We start from the raw sequence: 19,849 nt of genomic DNA, 5'->3' as shown, positions 1-19,849 counted from the left end.
CTCCCCAATGCCGAGGCCACGGTCTCCCGAAAGCCAGGGGCCGGCCCCCGAAGGCGGCCGCCGCCACCCCACGAACCGCCGACATCCCCGACCAGAAGATCAGCTCGCCAACAGGCGCGAGACGTCACCAGCCCGCGACCGCTCATAACTTGACCACGGCCCCTGCGGCCAGTTTCTGGATCCGTTCAGGTGACGCACCGGTGCCAGTCCCTTTGCTCCCCTTCCGCGTCAATGAATGTGGGGCCCGATCGGTCGGTGTCGGATGACTCACGGGCCACGGGGGACCACGGCCAGACTGCCTTCGTGTTCGACGACTGCCAGGTCACCCGATCGATCGGTGCGGTAGATGGCGGCGCCGAGACGGTGGAGGAGGGCGAGGGTCGATGTGGCCGGGTGGCCGTAGTCGTTGCCGGTGCCCACACTGATCAGGGCGGCCCGTGCACCCAGCGAGCCGAGGAACGCCGGGGACTGGCGATTCGAGCCGTGGTGCGGGGTCTTGAGGATGTCGGCGCGCAGGGCGAGGTGGCGTGCGAGGTCGTCTTGCGCCTCGGTCTCCAGGTCTCCGGCGAGCAGGGCGGAACCGGCGCGCCAGCGTACGTGGATGACGACGCTGGAGTTGTTGATCACGCTGCCTTCGCCTTGGCCGTTCCTCCCGCCCCCCGCCGGCTCGGGGGCGACGACGGTGAGCTCAGACGGGCCGAACCGCCATCGCGTGCCAGGTTCAGCGTTCGCTTCCGGAACCCGGTGTCGAGCCAGTACGGCCGAGATCCGCGCGCTGGACTGCACCGCCGTCGGCCGAGGGCTGACGATCACGGCTCCCACACGTCGGTTCCTGAGCACGCCTGGCAGGCCGTCCACGTGGTCGGCGTGCGGATGGGTCAGGACGAGCAGGGGAACGTCCTCGACGCCGAGCCTGCGCAGGCATCGATCCATGACGACCGGGTCGGGGCCGGTGTCCACGACCACGCCTCGTCCAGGTCCGGCCGCCACCACCAGCCCGTCGCCCTGCCCGACGTCGCACATCACCATCAGCCAGCCCTTGGGCGGCCAAGCCCCCGTCAGCGGACGGATCACCAGTACGGCGACCAGAGCGGCCCCTGCGGTCAGCAGCGCCATCGTCCGCCAGCGAGGGTACCTGAGCACCGGGATCGCGACGGCCACGGCGAGCGCGAGGAGCCCCAGGCCGGGGAGGCCGCCCGGCCACGGCAGGGTGGCGAGAGGGACGTTCACTGCCCAGCGAGCCACGGTGACGATCCAGCCCACCGCGTATCCGGCCGGGATGACCAGCATGCCGGCGGCGTCCGGCCAGATCGGGGCCACCAGGGCGGCGGCGAAACCGAGCAGGGTCGCGGGAGCCACGGCAGGGGCCACGAGCAGGTTGGCGGGCACCGCCACCAGCGTCAACTGACCCGACATCAGCACCAGGACGGGCGTCACGGCCGCTTGCGCGGCAGCCGACACGGCCAGCGCCTCCGCCAGCCATCTCGGCAAGCGGCACATCCTTGCGACGGCACCTCCTCGACCGGCCGCCGCGACGTCGGGGGGCGAGGTCGCGCGGCTGTCACCGGCCTCTTCGTCTGCGTTCGCCGCATGCCCATATACGCTGCCGCGTTCCCTCGTCTTTTCCGCATTCCGGTCTGTCGGCGTGGACGCTTTGGTGGCGTCGCAGTCGCCACTCGCCGTCGGTGGTGGAGTGGAGAGTTTGTCGCGCCAGCGGGGTGCGAGGAGGAGGATGCCGGCGGTGGCCGCGACGGAGAGGGCGAAGCCGTACGAACGCGCCAGTTCCGGCGCGAACAGGACCAGCAGGAGGACGGTTGCCGAGAGAGCGGCGAGGCCGTCCTTCGCTCGTCCGGTACCCAAGGCGAGGGCGGCGGCCAGGCCCATCAGCAGGGCACGCAGAACGCTCGGGGACGGCCGGGCCACCACGGTGAACGCGAGCATCGCGACAGCCGCGAGAACGGCTCTCAGGGGCAGGGAGAGGCCGACCAGGCGGGAGAGCGCCAGGGCGGCGCCTGCGACGATGGCGAGGTTTGCGCCGCTTACGGCGTTCAGGTGGCTCAGGCCCGCTTCTTTGAGGTCGGCGGCCACCTGAGGGTCGATGCGGGAGACGTCTCCGACGACCAGGCCGGGCACGAGGCCGCGCTGGTCGGGCGGGAGGGGGTCGGCGGCTGTCCGGAGGCCGGTTCTGAGGGTGCCCGCCATGGACTGCATGGACGAGGGCGGTGTCAGGACGCGGGGCTCGCCTCGTACCAGGAGGACGGCTGCCACCAGGTCGCCAGGCGTCGGTTGCGCCAAGCGGCCGGTGACCTGCAGCCGTTGGCTCGGCAGCAGGGTGCTCCAGGCGTTGCCGCCGGCGAACACCGTGATGGGGACATCGACGGCTTGGCGTTCCGGTGGCGGGGATTCCTGCGCCCTACCTCCGTCACTGCTTCCAGGGACACCAGGACGGCCCTCTTCGGATCGACCGGTAGTGGATCTGCCCGTCTGCCGCGCCGCCGACTCGATGATCTTGAGGGTGGCCGGGATCACGTAGCTGTCCCGGTTGAAGTGGCCGCTTCTGCGTGGCCTGCGCTTCGGGTCGTCGGACAGGACGATCTGGGCGGTCACAGTCGCGTTCCTGACGGCGAGTTCGGCCACCGGGCCGGTGGTCAGCGCCTGGACGCGGAAGGCGACAGACGCGGAGGCCGCCGCGGCGCAGATGAGTGTCGCGAGCACCACGTTCCGCCAAGCCCCCGAGAAGGGCGAAGGCTGACCGGAAGGGATCCGTCCTGAGGGAGAGGGCGACGGACGTAGCGACCGGTGGCGGCTGAACGGCAGGAGCGGCTGAGAGGAGACAGATCCGAACGAGGCCGGCAGGAACCGGCTGATCAGCGAACAGATGAGGGACGAGCGGGGGAACGGCGAGCGGGTGCGCCAGGTCAGGACGCCTGCGGCCAGGGCGGTGATGGCGGCTGTCGTCATGCCCACGACGGGTGATTGGCCGAGCATGATCAGGGCGCTGGCCCAGGCAGACAGCGCCGGGAGGACGAGCGTCCACGAGCGCGTGTGCTCGCCGTCGTCGGCGCTGGCAAGGCGCAGAGGACCGGTGGTGACGGGACGCAGACGGTCGGTGGTGACGGGACGCAGACGGTCGGTGGTGACGGGACGCAGAGGGCCGGTGGTGACGGGACGCAGAGGGTCTACGGTGGCCGGGCGCATGGGGATTGCAGAAGGACCGGGGTTCGAGGGGGCGTCGAAGGGCGGCATGTCAGACGCGGACCTTCGGCTTGATTTCCTCGTACTTTCTCGGGCCGATGCCGCTCACCTCGCGGAGCTGATCCACGCTGGTGAAGCCGCCGTGGGCGGTGCGGAATTCGGCGATCCTGGCGGCCAGCACCTCTCCCACTCCCGGGAGTTCTTCGAGTTGGTCGGGGGTGGCGGCGTTGAGGTCGAGAATCGCTGCGGCGGGGTCTGCACCGGGATATCCGGGAGGTACGGCGGCGACGACCGCAGACGGAGCACCGACCATGATCTGCTCTCCGTCGATCAGACGTCGGGCCAGGTTGAGGGGGCCCGTGGAGGCGCCGTGTTTGAGCCCGCCCGCCGCCGTCACCGCGTCCGTCACACGGGAGCCCTGAGGGAGCAGGTAGACGCCGGGGTTGCGGACCTTGCCCGCCACCTGGACGGTCACCTTGGCGGCGGTGGGTGACGGGGATGGAAGGGGGGTCGCAGGTGGCGGCGGAAGGGGCTCCGGCGTGGGCTGGGAGCGCCAGACGAAGAAGACGGCGACCGCGACGGCCAGGGCACCGACGGCGACGAGCACGCGCAGGCCAGGCTTGCTGAGGTCGATGGCGGTGGAAGGCTCGGCCGAGGTGATGGCGTCGCGGAACGCTTGGAAGGTCGGGGGCATGGGGGCGGGGCTGCCGGTGAGCCGCCGAGGGATGTGCGGGGACGCCCCTGTGGCGGTCTGGGGCTCACTCAACGGCCCGCTCCGACGCTCGGCCCGGCGCTCGGCCCGGCGCTCGGCCCGGCGCCCAGCCCGGCATTCGGCTCTGAGGACGTTCTCCTCCGGTTCTCCCCGTCGCTCTGCCTGATGCTCGGCCTGCGACATCGCCTGAGGCCCCGCCGCACGCCCGGCCCTCGATGCAGGCCAAGGCTCACTCCACAGCTCGGACGCAAGCTCACCCCCGCCGTCACTTCCCGGCTCGGAGGAAGGCGCAACCCCACGCCCATCCCACCGTTCGGGCACGGAAGAAGCGGACGCAGAAGGAGTAGCCGCGGGAGATGGCGGGGCGGCGCTGAGCCGGGAGGTCGGGAGGTTGTGGGCCTCGTCGCCGTACGGATGTCTGTTGCGTCGTCCCGGACGCGGCCGGCGGGCAGGGCTCGTGATCGACCGGAGCCTGGATTCGGCTATGGTCCGCTCTGCCGTCGGGTCCTGAGATCGCACGCCGACGAACTTAGGGATGCCACGCCGCCCCCAAGCCACCGAACCGAGTTCTGGGGACAGCGAGGCCAAGAGACGAGACGACTGTGGAAAACACAGCACCGACCCGGAGGAAGGCCCTCACAGAAACGGAGAAGAGAAGCCGGTCACCCCTCGTACGCCGTGACCGTCACCCCCAGCATCCCCGGCCCCACATGAGCCCCGATCACCGCCCCCACCTCCACCACCCGCACCTCACAAGCCGCCGTCACCCGCTTGGACAACCGCTCCCCCAACGCCTCGGCCCGTCCCCGGGCCCCCATGTGCTGCACCGCCACCCCGGCCCCGCCCAGCTCCATGGCCGCCTTCACCGCCAGGTCCTCCAGCCGCGCGATGGCCCGCCCCGACGTCCGTACCTTCTCCAGCAGGGAGATGCGCCCGTCCACGATGTGCAGCAGTGGTTTGATCATGAGGGCCGAGCCGAACAACGACGTGGCGGCCCCGATGCGCCCGCTCCGGCGCAGGTACTCCAGGGTGTCCACGTAGAAGAAGGTCCGGGTGACGGCGGCGGTGCGGCGGGCGGCGTCGGCCACGTCGGCCAGGGGGGCGCCGGCGGCGGCCGAGCGCGCGGCCGCCAGCACGGGATAGCCCAGGCCCATCGCGATGGACCGGCTGTCGATCACCTCCACCGGCACCGGCGCGTCCTTGGCCGCCGCGAGGGCGGACTCGACGGTGCCGGACAGTTCGCCGGACAGGTGGATGGAGACCACGCCGGTGGCGCCGGCGGCGGCCAGTTCGTCGTAGCAGGTCGCGAAGCGCGCGGGCGACGGACGCGAGGTGGTGGCGGTGGCCAGGTCGCCGGTGAAGGTGTCCTCGTCGTGCGGGATGCCGCGGGCGACCACTTGTACCGGCACCACCGTCACACCGGGCACGTCGGGCAGGTAAGCGGTGGAATCGGTGACAACGGCGACAGAGGGCGGCATATCCCGAGATTAGCCACCCGCTCCCGGGTCCGGGGTTACTGGACCGGCGTGCCGCCCCGCCAGACCCGGCGCGGCTTGAGGCCGAAGGACCAGGCGAAGGCGCCCTCGTGGTCGGCGTCCCACTGGACGATGTCGGCCAGCCGGCCGGGAGCCAGCACCCCGCGGTCGGGCGCCCCGAGGACGGTCGCGCCGCCCAGCGTGGCCGCGCGCAGCGCGTCGTTGACGCTCATGCCGAACGCCGACACCGCCATGGCGATGACCAGCGACATCGAGGTGATGCCGCAGTAGCCGGGGTTGTGGTCGCTGCCGAGGGCGATCTGCACGCCGTGCTTGATCATCTGGCGGACCGGCGGCACGTGGCCGCGCTGGAGCGCCGTGGCGGGGCAGACCACCGCGGGCACGCCGTAGCGGGACATGATCGCGATGTCCTCGTCGGACATGTGGTGCAGGCCGTCGGCGGAGGCGCAGCCGAGCTCGGCGGCCAGCTGCACGGCGCCGCGACGGCTGAACAGGCCGGCGTGGATGCGCGGGAGCAGCCCCACGTTGCGGCCCGAGGCGAGGACCCAGCGGGACTCCTCGGTGGTGAAGTGGCCCTCGTCGCAGTAGACGTCGACGCTGTCGGCGCCGGCCGCCGCCGCGTCGGCGCACCAGGCGCCCACGGCCTCGACGTACTCGCGCTGACGGCCGAAGTACTCGGGAGGCACGACGTGCGCCGCGAGGAAGGTGACGTGCACCCGCGGCATCATCGGCTCCTTCTCCAGCTCGCGCAGGAGCCGCACGTCGGCCAGCTCGCCGTCGCGGGTGAGGTGGTAGCCGGTCTTGGCCTCGACGGTGGTGGTGCCGCTGAGCAGCCAGCTCCGCAGCCGTTCGCGCACGCCGTTGCACAACGTCCAGGGGTCGGTGCCGCGCGTCACGGTGACGGTGGAGCCGACGCCGCCGCCCGCCGCGGTGATCGAGGCCGCGCTGGAGCCGCCGGTGCGGATGGCCAGCTCGGCGTAGCGGTTGCCGGCGTAGACCGGATGCGTGTGGGCGTCGATGAGGCCGGGCGTGACGAGCGCGCCGCCGAGGTTCTCCACGTGGTCGACGTCGACGATGTCGTCGACGACGCCGGGCACGCTCTGCGGGAGGTCGGGCGCCCGCCCGACCCAGGCGATGCGGTCGTTGTGCACGAGGATGGCCGCGTTGCTGAGGACCTCGTTACCCGTCCACAGGCGGCCGATGTTGGTCAAGAGCCGAACGGTCATCGCACCACCGCCCCCTGCAGGCGCAACACCCAGCGCACGGCCTGTGCCGCGCCCACTGAGTCCGCTCCGGGTCCGGACGACATGGGGGGTCTCCTGCTCTCATCCGCGTGATGTTGTGCGGTGACCGTATCGCCGGAGACATGACCCGGCGATTTCAGTTCAGTTACGTTATTTCACAGCCGGGCTTGGTGTACAGGGTTATTCGGAAGAAAGACCACTCATCCCATCCGTCACCCAGCCACGCCTTGCCCCCCTGGCCCCCGCTGACGACTGCCGCACTCAACGTCATCATCCGAAACCCAGAACCGAAACCAAAAAACCAGACCAACGTTAGGTCTGGCCATCCTAGCAACCCCAGGGTTCCGGGACCACTGCACTATTTGGGCAGCTCTGCGCTACTTTGAGCGAGAGCTGCCCAGCCGTCCCGCTAAGAGACGCGTTCGACCGGCTTGCCCACCCGCTCCAGTTCCTGGAACAGGCTCGGCAGCACGCGGGCGTGCAGGACGGTGCCGTCCTGCACGTGTTCCACGGACAGCACCTCGCCCTCCTTGTGGGCCCGCGAGACCAGGTCGCCCCGGTCGTAGGGCACCAGCAGGTGGACCTCGTGGTCGAGGCGCGGCAGCCGCTCCTCGATGAGCCGCATGAGCTCGGGGACGCCCTTGCCGGTGCGGGCGGAGACCACGATGCTGTCGCGCTCGCGCCTGGCGATGCGGTCGAGCACCTCCTGGTCGGCCGCGTCGGCCTTGTTGATCACCACGACCTCGGGCACCTCGGAGGCGCCCTCGATGTCGGCGAACACCTCGCGGACGGCCGCGAGCTGCCCCTCGGGGTCGGGGTGCGAGCCGTCGACGACATGCAGGATCAGGTCGGCGTCGGCGACCTCCTCCAGCGTGGACCGGAACGCCTCGACGAGCTGGTGGGGCAGGTGGCGCACGAAGCCGACGGTGTCGGCGATCGTGAACAGCCGGCCCTCCGGCGTGCGGGCGCGGCGCACGGTCGGGTCGAGCGTGGCGAACAACGCGTCCTCGACCAGCACGCCCGCACCGGTGATGCGGTTGAGCAGCGAGGACTTGCCCGCGTTGGTGTAGCCCGCGATGGCCACGGCCGGGACCTCGCGCCGCTGGCGCCGGTGGCGCATGGTCTCGCGCGAGGTGGACATGCCGCTGATCTGGCGGCGCAGCTTGGACATGCGGTCGCGGATGCGGCGCCGGTCAAGCTCGATCTTGGTCTCACCGGGGCCGCGGCCGCCGATGCCCACGCCGCCCGCGGCGCGACCGCCGACCTGGCGGGACAGGTTGCCACCCCAGCCTCGCAGGCGCGGCAGCAGGTACTGCAGCTGCGCCAGCTCGACCTGGGCCTTGCCCTCGCGGCTCTTGGCGTGCTGGGCGAAGATGTCGAGGATCAGCGCCGTACGGTCGATGACCTTGACCTTGACCGTCTCCTCCAGCTGGCGGAGCTGGCCGGGGGTCAGCTCGCCGTCGCAGATCACGGTGTCGGCGCCGGTCGACTCGACCACGTCGCGCAACTCCAGGGCCTTGCCCGAGCCGATGTAGGTGGCCGGGTCGGGCTTCTGACGCCGCTGGATGAGCCCTTCGAGCACCTCGGACCCGGCCGTCTCGGCCAGGAGCTTGAGCTCCAGCAGGGAGTTCTCGGCGTCTTCGGCGGTTCCGGAGGTCCAGACGCCGACGAGGACGACCCGCTCGAGCCGCAGCTGCCGGTACTCGACCTCGGAGACATCCTGGAGTTCGGTGGAGAGGCCCGCCACGCGGCGCAGCGCTTGGCGCTCCTCGAGGTCCATGTCGCCGGTCTCGAACTCGTCGAGCGCGGTGTATTCGTGCATTCGTGTCATCTCTATGAGGGAACGTCTGGACACCTCGGTGTCTTCCCACGATGGTGGCACGACATCCCCGGCGTCATCACCTGGTTATCCCGCCGAGAGCGTCACGTCGCCGGAACTGGCGGTCAGCGAGATCTTGCGGGGGGAGCTCGGGTCGGACTTGATCGAGACGTTGGCGTCGCCGGAATCCACGTCGGTCTTCACGTCGTAGGACCCCATGGGCACCCTGAGGACGACGTCGCCCGAGTCGGCCCGCAGCTCCGCGTTGTCCGGCGCGGTGGCGTACTTGAGCTCGACGTTGCCCGAGTCGGCCTGGACGTGCACCTTCTTGCCGGTCATGCCGGAGCCTTCGAGGTCGCCGGAGTCGAGCTTGGCGTCGAGCTCACCGCTCAGCGCCCGCAGGGTGATGTCACCCGAGTCGCTGTCGAGGTCGACGGCCAGCCCCCTGGGCACCTCGATCTTGTAGTCGACACTGCAGCTCCCCCAGTTGGACGGGCAGTCGTACGTCACGAAAAGCGCCTGGCCCTCGACCTTGTGCTGCGGCTTGGGCTTGTCGTCGCCCCGCCAGCGCAACGTCTCGACCACCCGGACGGCGGTGCCGTCGGTCTCGGTGATCACCGTGTCGCCGGCGTCACTCTTGACCTGCAGCTTGGAAACCTTGTCCGACACCTGGTAGGACACGGTGTCCTGGTTCGTGGAACCGCCGAAGCTCTCGATCCGGCAACCCGTCAGCACCAGCGCGGCGGCCAGCAGCCCGCCCGCCACAGCAATCGTCTTCATGCCCCCGATCCTTTCGCGGGCATGACGCCCTGCGCATCGGGGATGCCCCCGAAGACGACCCAGGGGTACCCCAGCCTTTGACCGGGGAACCCCGGGCGGAGTAGCTTCACTTCCACAATCCAGAATCGGTTTTCCACTCTACGGAAAAGAGGGGGACATGGAGATCACCGGCCCGATGCTCGAACGGTTCGACGAGATCCTCACGCCGGAGGCCCTCGGTTTCGTGGCCGCTCTCCAGCGGGAGTTCGGCGCCAGGCGGCTGGAGCTGCTCGAAGCCCGCCAGGCGCGTCAGGCGGAGTTGTCGGCCGGCGGGACGCTCGACTTCCTGCCGGAGACCAAGGAGGTCAGGGAGGGCGACTGGCAGGTCGCGCCGCCGGCCCCGGGCCTGGAGGACCGCCGTGTCGAGATCACCGGGCCGGTCGACAGGAAGATGACCATCAACGCGCTCAACTCCGGCGCCAAGGTGTGGCTGGCCGACTTCGAGGACGCCAACTCGCCCCTGTGGGAGAACTGCGTGTCCGGGCAACTCAACCTGCGCGAGGCGCTCGACCGGGCGATCGACTTCGAGACCGGCGGCAAGACGTACGCGCTGCGGCCCGACGACGAGCTGGCCACGATCGTGGTGCGCCCGCGCGGCTGGCACCTGGACGAGAAGCACGCCCAGGTGGACGGGCGGCCGGTGTCGGCGTCGCTGTTCGACTTCGGGCTCTACTTCTTCCACTGCGCCCAGCGTCAGCTCGACAAGGGCAAGGGGCCCTACTTCTACCTGCCGAAGATGGAGTCGCACCTGGAGGCGCGGCTCTGGAACGACGTGTTCACCCGGGCCCAGGAGCTGCTGGGCATCCCGTACGGGACCATCAGGGCGACCGTGCTCATCGAGACCTATCCGGCGGCGTTCGAGATGGAGGAGATCCTCTACGAGCTGCGCGACCACTCGGCCGGGCTCAACGCGGGCCGCTGGGACTACCTGTTCAGCGTGATCAAGAAGTTCCGCACGCGGGGGCGGGAGTTCCTGCTGCCCGAGCGGAACGCGGTGACGATGACCGCGCCGTTCATGCGGGCCTACACCGAACTGCTGGTGCGTACGTGCCACAAGCGCGGCGCGCACGCCATCGGCGGGATGGCGGCGTTCATCCCCTCCCGGCGCGACCCCGAGGTCAACGCGGTGGCGCTGGAGAAGGTCCGGGCCGACAAGACGCGCGAGTCGGGCGACGGGTTCGACGGCTCGTGGGTGGCCCATCCCGACCTCGTGCCGGTGTGCCGAGAGGTGTTCGACGGCGTCCTGGGGGCGCGGCCCAACCAGCTCGACCGGCTGCGCGAGGACGTCCGCGTCTCGGCCGCCGACCTGCTGTCGGTCTCCGAGACGCCCGGCGAGATCACCGAGACGGGCCTGCGCAACAACGTCGACGTGGCCCTGCGCTACCTGGCCGCCTGGATGGGCGGGCTGGGCGCGGTCGCGATCCACAACCTCATGGAGGACGCCGCGACGGCCGAGATCTCCCGTTCGCAGATCTGGCAGTGGATCCACAACGACATCACGCTGGCCGACACCGGTGAGCAGGTGACCAAGGAGCTGGTCGAGCGGATCATCGCCGAGGAGCTGGCCCGGATCTCGGCCGAGCCCGGCTACGACGAGCGGCTGTTCGGGCAGGCGACCGCGCTGTTCAAGGAGGTGGCGCTGGACGACGACTTCGCCGAGTTCCTGACGCTGCCGGCGTACGCCCAAATGCCGTAGATGTTGAAATTTCCGCTTATGTCCGGCGCGCCAGCGCCGGACATAAGCGGCCCCCCGAAACCCACCCAAACCGCCTCCGAAAACTGGCCAGACCGGTGGAAACAGTCGCACACTAGAGGTGACGGATCTGGAGAGTGACTGGTGCTCGACACGCTGACGGCGGCGCTGCGCTCGCTGCTGCCTCCCGACTCGGTGATCACCGACCCGGTGCGCCTGCGCACCTACGAGTGCGACGGGCTGACCAGCCACCGGGCGACGCCGGGCGTGGTCGTGCTGCCCGCGACAGCCGAGCAGGTCGCCGGGGTGGTCCGGACGTGCAACGACCTCGGGGTGCCGTTCGTGGCCCGGGGGTCGGGCACGGGCCTGTCCGGCGGCGCGCTCCCCCGCGAGGACGGCGTGCTCATCGTCACCTCGAAGATGCGCCGGATCCTGGAGATCGACCTGCCCAACCGCAGGGCCGTGGTCGAGCCGGGCGTGACGAACCTGGCGATCACCGAGGCCGTGCGCGACGCGGGCTACTACTACGCCCCCGACCCCTCCAGCCAGCAGGTCTGCTCGATCGGCGGCAACGTGGCGGAGAACTCCGGCGGCGCCCACTGCCTCAAGTACGGCTTCACCGTCAACCACGTCGAGGCGTGCGAGATCGTCACCCCCGACGGCGACCTGGTCGTACTCGACCGCATGGACCCGGGCTACGACCTGCTCGGCGCGTTCGTCGGCTCGGAGGGCACGCTGGGCGTCGCCACCAGAATCACCGTGCGGCTGAGCCGGGCGCCGGAGGCGGTGACCACGGTGCTGGCCGCGTTCGAGGACATCGAGCAGGGCGGCCGGGCGGTGTCGGCGATCATCGGAGCGGGCATCGTGCCGGCCGCGATCGAGATGATGGACGCGCTGGCCATCGAGGCCGCCGAGGCGGCGGTCGCCTGCTCCTACCCGCGGGGAGCGGGCGCGGTGCTGATCGTGGAGCTGGACGGGCCGCGCGAGTCGGTCGAGCGGGAGTTCGCGCGGCTGACGGAGATCTGCTCGGACGCGTTCGAGCTGCGCGTGGCGGCCGGTCCCGAGGAGCGCGCGGCCATCTGGAAGGGGCGCAAGTCGGCTTTCGCGGCAGTCGGCCGGATCAGCCCGGCCTACATCGTCCAGGACGGCGTCGTGCCGCGCACGTCGCTGCCCGGCGTGCTGGCGGCCATCGACCGGCTCTCGCGCGAGCACGGCATCAGGGTGGCCAACGTCTTCCACGCCGGCGACGGCAACCTGCACCCGCTGGTGCTGTTCGACGACGCCGAGCCGGGCGCGGGCGAGCGGGCCGAGGCGGTCTCGGGCGCGATCCTCGACCTGTGCGTCCAGCACGGCGGCTCGATCACCGGCGAGCACGGCGTCGGGGTGGACAAGGCCCGCTACATGCCGAAGATGTTCACCGGCGCCGATCTGGACACCATGCAGCTCGTCCGGTGCGCGTTCGACCCGGGCGGCCTGTCCAACCCGGGCAAGGTGTTCCCCACGCCGCGGTTGTGCGGCGAGGTGCCGGGCGTGCGCAAGGGCGCGCACCCGCTGGTCGAGTCGGGTGAGGCGGAGCAGTTCTGATGGCGGATCCGTTCTCGGGCACCGGCGTGACGGTCAGGGCGGCCGGGCCCGAAGACCCGGCGCACCGGTGGGGTGCCCGGTGGGTGGCACTGCCGGAGACCGTCGAGCAGGTCGCCGCCGTGCTGCGCGCGTGCGCCGCGGCCGGCCTGGCGGTGGTGCCCGCCGGAGGCGGCACGAAGCTGCACTGGGGTCCGCCGCCGGAGCGGTGCGACGTGCTGCTCGGCCTGGGCCGCCTGGACGCGGTCCTGGAGCACGCGGCGGGCGACCTGGTGGTGCGCGCGCAGGCCGGCGTGCGGACGGCGGCGCTGGCGGCGGCGCTCGCGGCGCGCGGCCAGGAGCTGGCGCTCGACGTGCCGTTCGCCGGGGAGGCGACCGTCGGGGGCACCCTCGCCGCCGCACTGCCCGGCCCGCGCGCCTTCCGTTACGGCACCGCCCGCGACCTGCTCATCGGCGTCACGGTGGTGCTGGCCGACGGCACGATCGCCCGGTCGGGCGGCAAGGTGGTCAAGAACGTCGCGGGCTACGACCTCGGCAAGCTGTTCACCGGCTCGTACGGCACCCTCGGGGTGATCGCGGAGGCCACGTTCCGGCTGCATCCGCTGCCCGGCGAGCGGCGCTGGGTGGTCGCCGTGATGCCCGCGGACGACGTGCCGGGCGTCGCGGCGGCGCTGGCGGCCGCGCAGGCCGAGCCGAGCGCGGTGGAGGTGGACCGTCCGGAGCCGGGCGGGCCGGTGACGCTGGCGGTGCTGGTGGAGGGCACGGCCGCGCGGGCACGCGCCGAGGCGCTGCGCGACCTGGCCGGCGGCGGGGCGGTGACCGGTGAGCCGCCGTCCTGGTGGGGGGTCGTGCCGCGGGGTGAGGTGCTGGCCGAGGTGCGTTTTCCGGCCGCGGCGGCCGGCGCCGTGCTGCGGGCGGCGGCCGGGTGCGGCCTGTCGCTGCGCGGGTCGGTGGTCGCCGGCCGGGTGCTGCTGGAGCCGGGCGCGCCCGTCGCCGGGGACGCGCTGCCGGGCCTGGTGAGCGGGCTGCGGGAGCGGGTCGAGGCCGCGGGCGGCCGGGTGAACGTGCTGGCCGCGCCGTACGCCGGGGTCGACAGGTGGGGGCGGGTGAGCGCGCTGCCGTTGATGCGGCGGGTCAAGGAACGGTTCGACCCCGGGCGCACGATGTCGCCCGGACGGCTGGCGGGAGGCCTGTGACCATGGACCCGGAGCTGATCGGCGACTGCGTGCACTGCGGGTTCTGCCTGCCGACGTGCCCGACGTACGCGTTGTGGGGCGAGGAGATGGACTCGCCGCGCGGGCGCATCCACCTGATGAAGCAGCACGTCGAGGGCACTCCGGTCACCCCGGAGATGGCCGGGCACTTCGACGCCTGCCTGGGCTGCATGGCGTGCGTCACGGCGTGCCCGTCGGGCGTGCGCTACGACCGGCTGATCGAGCAGACCCGGGCCGAGGTCGAGCGCACGCACGTGCGCGAGCCGCGGGATCGGGCGGTGCGCGAGATCGTGTTCAGCCTGTTCCCCTACCCGCGCCGGCTGCGGCTGCTGCGGCCGACGATGTGGCTGGCCGGGCGGATGGCGCCGTTCCTGACGCGGGCCCAGCCGAGCCTGGGCGCCATGGCCGCGCTGGCGCCGCGCGTGGAGCACCGGCAGCGCCTGCCGCGCCTGGTCAGGGCCAGGGGCAGGCGCAGGGCCGTGGTCGGGATGCTCACCGGGTGCGTGCAGGGCGAGTTCTTTCCGCAGGTGAACGCGGCCACCGCGCGGGTGCTGGCGCTGGAGGGCTGCGACGTGCTCGTCCCGGCCGGGCAGGGCTGTTGCGGGGCGCTCAGCGTGCACGCCGGGCGCGCCGATCAGGCCCGGCGGCTGGCCCGCCGGACGGTCAGGGCGTTCCGGCGCGCGGGGGTCGAGACGGTCGTGGTGAACGCGGCCGGCTGCGGCTCGGTCATGAAGGAGTACGGCGAGCTGTTCGGCGCCGATCCCGGGTTCCGGGTGCGGGACCTGTCGGAGTTCCTGGCCGAGCTGGGCCCGGCGGCCAGGCGGCATCCGCTGCCGCTCACCGTCGCCTACCACGACGCCTGTCACCTGGCCCACGCCCAGGGCGTCCGGGCGCAGCCGCGCGAGCTGCTGCGCGGCATCCCCGGGCTGGAGCTGCGGGAGGTGCCCGACTCGGCGATCTGCTGCGGGTCGGCGGGGACGTACAACATCCTGCAACCGGAGGCGGCCCGCGACCTCGGCGACCGGAAGGCCGGGGCGGTCGCCTCGACCGGGGCCGAGCTGCTGGTCTCGGCCAATCCGGGATGCACGATGCAGATCGCCGCGGCGATGCGCCGGGCCGGGAAGGAGATCAGGGTGGCCCACACCGCCGAGGTGCTGGACGCGTCCTTGCGCGGGGTGTCGCTGTGAGCGTGCAGTCGGTCGAGCGGGCGCTCGACGTGCTGGAGGCGCTGGCCGAGCACGGCGGCGAGGCCGGGCTGTCGGAGATCGCGGCGCGGACGGGCCTGCCGTACGGGACCATCCACCGGCTGCTGCAGACGCTGCTCGCCCGCGGTTACGTGCGCCAGGAGTCCGACCGCCGGTACGCGCTGGGCGGCGGGCTGGTCCGCCTGGGCGGCATCGCGGAGAGCATGGTGGGCGGGTGGGCGCAGCCGTACCTGACGCGGATGGTGGAGCTGTCCGGCGAGACGGCGAACCTGGCGGTGCTCGAGGGCGACTTCGTCGTCTACGTGGCGCAGGTGCCCTCGCCGCGCAGGCTGCGCATGTTCGCCGAGGTCGGCAGGCGGGTGCTGCCGCACAGCACGGCCGTGGGCAAGGCGCTGCTGGCCGGGCGGGCGGCCGCCGAGGCGATGGCGGTGTTCGAGCGTACGGGCATGCCGCGGCGCACCCCGAACACGATCACCGACGCGGCGGGCATGCTGGCCGAGCTCGGCCGGGTCAAGGAGCGGGGCTACGCGACGGACCTGGGTGAGGAGGAGCTGGGCGTCCACTGCCTGGCGGTGCCCGTCCGCGACGGCGAGCGGGTGGTGGCCGCGATGTCGGTGTCGGGGCCGGCCGAGCGCATCGACGCCCTCGACCGCGACGAGCTGGCCGAGGGCATGCGGAGGATCGCCGCCGACTTCGGCCGCGAGCTGGCCCCGGCCTCGTCGAAGTAGCGCCTGCGGGCCGGCTCCGGCGGCTATTCTGTTGCGCTGTGAGCAACAGCACGACGGTTCAGTCCGTCGACCGGGCCATCGCGATCCTGGAGATCCTGGCCCGCGAGGGCGCCACCCGGGTGACGGACCTCGCGGTCGAGCTCGACGTGCACAAGTCCACCGCGTTCCGGCTGCTGGCCGCCCTGGAGCAGGGCGGGCTGGTGGAGCAGAGCGGCGACCGGGGGCGCTACCGGCTGGGGTTCGGCGTCATACGGCTGGCCGGCGCGGCCACGGCCCAGCTCGACCTGTCCAGGGAGGGCCGCGAGGTGTGCCTGCGGCTGGCCGAGGAGATCGGCGAGACCGTCAACATCGCGGTCCCCCAGGACGGCGACACCGTCAACATCAGCCAGGTGCGCGGCCCGGCGGCGATCAGCGGCCACAACTGGGTCGGCCAGCGCACCCCGTCGCACGCCACCTCCAGCGGCAAGGTGCTGCTCGCCTTCGGCGCCCTGCGCCTGGCCGGCGAGCTGGAGCGCTACACGCCGCGCACCGTCACCTCGGCCGCCGGCCTGGGCCTGGAGGAGATCAGGCGGCGCGGCTGGGCGGCCACGGTGGAGGAGCTGGAGGTCGGGCTGAACGCGGTGGCGGCGCCGATCAGGGGGGCCGACGGCTCGGTGGTGGCCGCGGTCAGCGCGTCCGGGCCGTCCTACCGGCTCACGCCCGAGCGGCTGCCCGAGGTCGGCGAGTTGCTGGCCGCGGGCGCGAGGGAGATAAGCCAGCGCATCGGCTATTACCGTTGAGAGCATGTGCAGAAGCATCAAGACCCTGCGGCCGCCGTACGCCGAGAGCGTGACCGAGGACGACGTGCGGGCCGCCGCGCTCCAGTACGTCAGGAAGATCTCCGGATTCCGGGCCCCGGCCGCCCACAACGCCGAGGCGTTCGACCGGGCCGTGGAGGCGATCACCAGGGCGTCCGAGGAGTTGCTGGGGGCGCTGGAAGTTCGCGGAGGCCGGTGACCCGTCAGCGCCCCGGCGGGCCGGTCAGCGGGTGGCGGGGCCGTCGGGAGTGCAGAAGATCTTGAGTTCGACCTCCTCGCCGTCCTCCGGCTCGAACTCGACCTTCGCCTCGCGGGCCGGGCCGGGTTGGACGCCGTCCACCGAGTAGCCCTGGGCGGGGCTCCAGGAGCGCAGGGTGACCAGGCCGCCGGAGCAGGAGGCGATCACCGTGCCGGCCTCGGTGCGCATGAGCCGGTCCTGGGCGCGGGCGGACGTCCGCGGCATGGGCGTGGCGGCGCGCGCGGTGGCGGTGGAGAGCGCGGCGCGCACCTCCGGCCCGCTGAGCACGCGGCTGGACGTGCCGGTCACCCCGGTTCCGAGCAGGCCGAGCACGGCCACGGCCGCCCCGGTAGCGGCGGCCGCGGTGACGGCCCAGGCCAGCACGAGACGCTTCACGCTCCCACCCTCCCCCACGTACGGCTAAGCGCAGGTTAAGGCGACGCTAACGATGCTCGGTGCATCACCACGGACCGTCTACGGTTTGGGTATATGGCTGACATCCTGCTCATCGAGGACGACGTGACCATCCGGACGTCGTTGAGCCGGGGCCTGCGCGATCTCGGCCACGCGGTCTCCTCCTCCCCGACCGCGCTGGAGGGGTTGCGGCTGGCCGTGCAGGACCGTCCCGACCTGATCGTGCTCGACCTGGGCCTGCCCGACCTCGACGGCGTGGAGCTGCTGCGCATGTTGCGGGCGGTGAGCCGGGTGCCGGTCATCGTGGCGACCGCCCGCGACGGCGACGCCGAGATGGTGCCCGTCCTGGACGCGGGGGCCGACGACTACGTGGTCAAGCCGTACAGCGCCCGGCAGCTCGACGCCCGGGTGCGGGCGGTGCTGCGGCGCGCGGGCGAGGCCGCGCCGGAGCCGCTGGCCGTGGGCGGGCTGCGGGTCGATCCCCGGGCGCGCACGGCCACGCTCGACGGCGTGTCACTCGACCTCACGCCGCGCGAGTTCGACGTGCTGCACTTCCTCGCGGCCCGGCCCGGCGAGGTGGTCACCAAGCGCGAGCTGCTGACGGAGGTGTGGCGGCTGCCGTACGGCGGCGCCGACAAGACCGTGGACGTGCACCTGTCGTGGCTGCGCAGGAAGCTCGGCGAGACCGCGGCCGAGCCCCGTTACCTGCACACCGTCAGAGGCGTCGGGGTCAAGCTGGTCGGGCCGTCGTGAGGCGCTGGCTGGCGCTGCTGGTGGCGGCGACGACGTCGCTCGTGCTGATCGCGCTGCTGGTGCCGATGGCGCTGCTGATCGGCACGGTGGCCGAGAACGGCGCGATGAGCCGGGCCACCGCCGCCGCCGAGTCCGTCGCGGTCGCGGTCGGCACGCCCGACCTGCCGCTGGCCGTCGAGCAGGTGCCGCGGCGGGTGACGGTGTTCCTGCCCGGCGGGGGCACGATGGGCGCGCCGGCCGCCCGCTCCGACGCCGTGCGGCTGGCCGCGACGGGCCGCAGCGTGACCGCCGTCGCCCCCGGCGGCCGGGAGGTGCTGGTGTCGGCGCAGTCCCCCGACGGCACGGCCGTGATCAGGGTGTTCGTGCCGGACGACGAGCTGACGCACGGCGTGCGGGCCGCCTGGCTGGCGCTGCTCGTGCTCGGGCTGGGGCTCATGGTGCTCGGCATCGTGCTGGCCGACCGGCTGGCGCTGGCCGTGACCAGGCCCGTGGTCGGGCTGGCCCGCGTGTCGCACCGGCTGGCCGGCGGCGACCTGAGCGCGCGGGCCGAGCCGGGCGGGCCGCCGGAGGTGCGGTCGGTGGCGCTGGCGCTCAACCATCTGGCCGGGCGCATCGGCGACCTGCTGGCCGCCGAGCGCGAGTCGGTCGCCGACCTGTCCCACCGGCTGCGCACGCCGCTGACCGGCCTGCGGCTGGAGGCCGAGTCGCTGCGCGACCCGGAGGAGGCCGCCCGGGTCCAGAACAGGGTGGACGCACTGGAGCGGGCGGTCAGCGCGGTCATCACCGAGGCGCGGCGGCGCTCGGCCGGGCGCGGCTCCTGCGACGCGGCCGAGGTGGTGCGCGAGCGGGTGCGGTTCTGGTCGGTGCTGGCCGAGGACCAGGGGCGGCCGGTGTCGGTGTCGCTGCCCGACGCGCCCGCGCCGGTCGCCGTCGGCGGCGAGGAGCTGGCCGCGTGCGTGGACGCGCTGCTCGGCAACGTCTTCGCGCACACCCCGGAGGGGACCGCCATGGCCGTGCGGCTGTCGTCCCGGCCGGGCGGGACGCTGCTGGTCGTCGAGGACTCGGGGCCGGGGTTCGACCCGGGGGCGCTGGAGCGGGGGATCAGCGGGGGCGGCTCGACCGGCCTCGGGCTGGACATCGCGCGGCGCACCGCCGAGTCGTGCGGCGGCACGCTGGCCGTCGCGGCGCCCGAGGGCGGCGGGGCCCGCGTGGAGCTGACGCTGACCGCCCCCGGCGAGGCCCTCAGCAGTCCTTGAGTATGCCCTCCATCGCGCTCTTCTCACCGTCGGTGATCCAGACGTCGTACTTGCTCTTCACGTCGATCTGGCGGGCGATGTAGGCGCACCGGTACGCCTTGCGCGGCGGCAGCCAGGTGGCCGCGTCGGAGTCGCTCTTCTGGTTGTTCAGCGGGCCGTCCACCGCCAGCAGGTTCAGCGGGTCGTTGGCGAACTCCTTGCGCTTGGTGGGCGACCACTGCTGCGCGCCCTTCTGCCAGGCGTCCGACAGCGGCACCAGGTGGTCGATCTGGACGGCCGTGCTGGTGTCCTGGCCGCGCTTGAACTTGATGGTCTTGCCGCTGTAGGGGTCGTCCAGGGTGCCGGTGAGCACGATGCAGTCGTGGGTGCCCGACTTGAACGTCTCGTCCTTCAGGTCGCGCTTGAGGATGTCGTTGCGGGTGTCGCAGCCGTTGTGGTCGACGTCGGCCCAGGCGGGGCCGAACTGGTCGCGGTCGAAGCCGGTGCGCGGGGCCCGTCCCTTGACCTTGAGCTTGGCCAGCTTCTTGCGGGCGTCCGAGACCGACGCGGAGTCCGGTTTGGCCGGGTCCGGGCCGCCGCCCGACTGCGCCTCCAGGCCGCCGCAGCCGGCCAGCATCGTCACCATGGCCAGACCGGCCGTGAACGCCCGTATGCGCACGTGATCCCCCAGACTTCGGTTTTCGTA

17 protein-coding genes are annotated in these 19,849 nt (G+C 72.4%); 9 read left to right on the top strand and 8 right to left on the bottom strand.

Translation table 11 applies throughout. The features are described from left to right. Positions 1 to 267: 267 nt before the first annotated feature. From AB0J71_RS38820 to AB0J71_RS38795, 6 genes are all read right to left on the bottom strand, one after another. Complete coding sequence (locus AB0J71_RS38820; protein WP_364419081.1) at positions 268 to 3,246, bottom strand: ComEC/Rec2 family competence protein; 2,979 nt, start codon at positions 3,244 to 3,246, stop codon at positions 268 to 270. Between the two features lies 1 nt (position 3,247). Next, positions 3,248 to 3,889, bottom strand: coding sequence for a ComEA family DNA-binding protein (locus AB0J71_RS38815; protein WP_364419079.1), 642 nt, complete (start codon positions 3,887 to 3,889; stop codon positions 3,248 to 3,250). Between the two features lie 680 nt (positions 3,890 to 4,569). Next, positions 4,570 to 5,385 carry a DegV family protein gene (locus AB0J71_RS38810; RefSeq protein WP_364419077.1) on the bottom strand — a complete coding sequence of 272 codons (816 nt, stop codon included), beginning with the start codon at positions 5,383 to 5,385 and terminating at the stop codon, positions 4,570 to 4,572. 35 nt (positions 5,386 to 5,420) lie between these two features. Then, positions 5,421 to 6,629, bottom strand: a complete 1,209-nt coding sequence (gene hutI / locus AB0J71_RS38805) for an imidazolonepropionase (protein ID WP_125633626.1) — start codon at positions 6,627 to 6,629, stop codon at positions 5,421 to 5,423. A 427-nt stretch (positions 6,630 to 7,056) separates the two neighbouring features. Continuing rightward, a complete protein-coding gene (gene hflX, locus AB0J71_RS38800) occupies positions 7,057 to 8,469 on the bottom strand; it encodes a GTPase HflX (protein WP_352322792.1) in 1,413 nt (470 codons plus the stop codon). An 84-nt stretch (positions 8,470 to 8,553) separates the two neighbouring features. After that, a complete protein-coding gene (locus AB0J71_RS38795; protein WP_352322776.1) occupies positions 8,554 to 9,246 on the bottom strand; it encodes a DUF4097 family beta strand repeat-containing protein in 693 nt (230 codons plus the stop codon). Positions 9,247 to 9,403: 157 nt separating this feature from the next. Between AB0J71_RS38795 and aceB the strand changes: the two genes are divergently transcribed. From aceB to AB0J71_RS38760, 7 genes are all read left to right on the top strand, one after another. Further along, complete coding sequence (gene aceB / locus AB0J71_RS38790; RefSeq protein WP_352322775.1) at positions 9,404 to 10,981, top strand: malate synthase A; 1,578 nt, start codon at positions 9,404 to 9,406, stop codon at positions 10,979 to 10,981. Between the two features lie 141 nt (positions 10,982 to 11,122). Further along, the gene (locus AB0J71_RS38785) at positions 11,123 to 12,562 is read left to right on the top strand and encodes an FAD-linked oxidase C-terminal domain-containing protein (protein ID WP_364419075.1); all 1,440 of its coding nucleotides are present in this window, start codon (positions 11,123 to 11,125) and stop codon (positions 12,560 to 12,562) included. Next, the gene (locus AB0J71_RS38780) at positions 12,562 to 13,755 is read left to right on the top strand and encodes an FAD-binding oxidoreductase (RefSeq protein WP_352322773.1); all 1,194 of its coding nucleotides are present in this window, start codon (positions 12,562 to 12,564) and stop codon (positions 13,753 to 13,755) included. The genes AB0J71_RS38785 and AB0J71_RS38780 overlap by 1 nt, the downstream gene beginning before the upstream one ends. Positions 13,756 to 13,757: 2 nt before the next feature. Next, entirely contained in the window at positions 13,758 to 14,960 is a 1,203-nt protein-coding gene (locus tag AB0J71_RS38775) for a heterodisulfide reductase-related iron-sulfur binding cluster (protein ID WP_364419135.1), read from the top strand. Beyond that, entirely contained in the window at positions 14,957 to 15,706 is a 750-nt protein-coding gene (locus tag AB0J71_RS38770) for an IclR family transcriptional regulator (protein WP_352322772.1), read from the top strand. The genes AB0J71_RS38775 and AB0J71_RS38770 overlap by 4 nt, the downstream gene beginning before the upstream one ends. A gap of 38 nt (positions 15,707 to 15,744) precedes the next feature. Then, entirely contained in the window at positions 15,745 to 16,485 is a 741-nt protein-coding gene (locus tag AB0J71_RS38765; RefSeq protein ID WP_364419073.1) for an IclR family transcriptional regulator, read from the top strand. Positions 16,486 to 16,489: 4 nt separating this feature from the next. Further along, the gene (locus tag AB0J71_RS38760) at positions 16,490 to 16,702 is read left to right on the top strand and encodes a DUF2277 domain-containing protein (protein WP_352322770.1); all 213 of its coding nucleotides are present in this window, start codon (positions 16,490 to 16,492) and stop codon (positions 16,700 to 16,702) included. Between the two features lie 24 nt (positions 16,703 to 16,726). Here AB0J71_RS38760 and AB0J71_RS38755 read toward each other — a convergent pair whose 3' ends face one another. Beyond that, positions 16,727 to 17,137 carry a hypothetical protein gene (locus AB0J71_RS38755; RefSeq protein WP_352322769.1) on the bottom strand — a complete coding sequence of 137 codons (411 nt, stop codon included), beginning with the start codon at positions 17,135 to 17,137 and terminating at the stop codon, positions 16,727 to 16,729. Between the two features lie 93 nt (positions 17,138 to 17,230). On the opposite strand from AB0J71_RS38755, the gene AB0J71_RS38750 reads away from it, so the two are divergent. Further along, complete coding sequence (locus tag AB0J71_RS38750) at positions 17,231 to 17,908, top strand: response regulator transcription factor (RefSeq protein ID WP_352322768.1); 678 nt, start codon at positions 17,231 to 17,233, stop codon at positions 17,906 to 17,908. After that, positions 17,905 to 19,164 carry a HAMP domain-containing sensor histidine kinase gene (locus AB0J71_RS38745; protein WP_364419071.1) on the top strand — a complete coding sequence of 420 codons (1,260 nt, stop codon included), beginning with the start codon at positions 17,905 to 17,907 and terminating at the stop codon, positions 19,162 to 19,164. Before AB0J71_RS38750 ends, AB0J71_RS38745 begins: the two co-directional genes overlap by 4 nt. Here AB0J71_RS38745 and AB0J71_RS38740 read toward each other — a convergent pair. Then, on the bottom strand, positions 19,151 to 19,822 hold the full coding sequence (locus AB0J71_RS38740; protein WP_364419069.1) for an HNH endonuclease family protein: 672 nt from the start codon (positions 19,820 to 19,822) through the stop codon (positions 19,151 to 19,153). The two genes, AB0J71_RS38745 and AB0J71_RS38740, sit on opposite strands and share 14 nt — an antisense overlap. Positions 19,823 to 19,849 lie beyond the last annotated feature (27 nt).

The sequence above is a fragment of the Nonomuraea sp. NPDC049637 genome (assembly GCF_040675235.1).
Lineage (GTDB): Bacteria > Actinomycetota > Actinomycetes > Streptosporangiales > Streptosporangiaceae > Nonomuraea.
The sequence above is the reverse complement of the archived record's forward strand: the minus strand, read 5'-3'. Positions and strand labels throughout refer to the sequence as shown.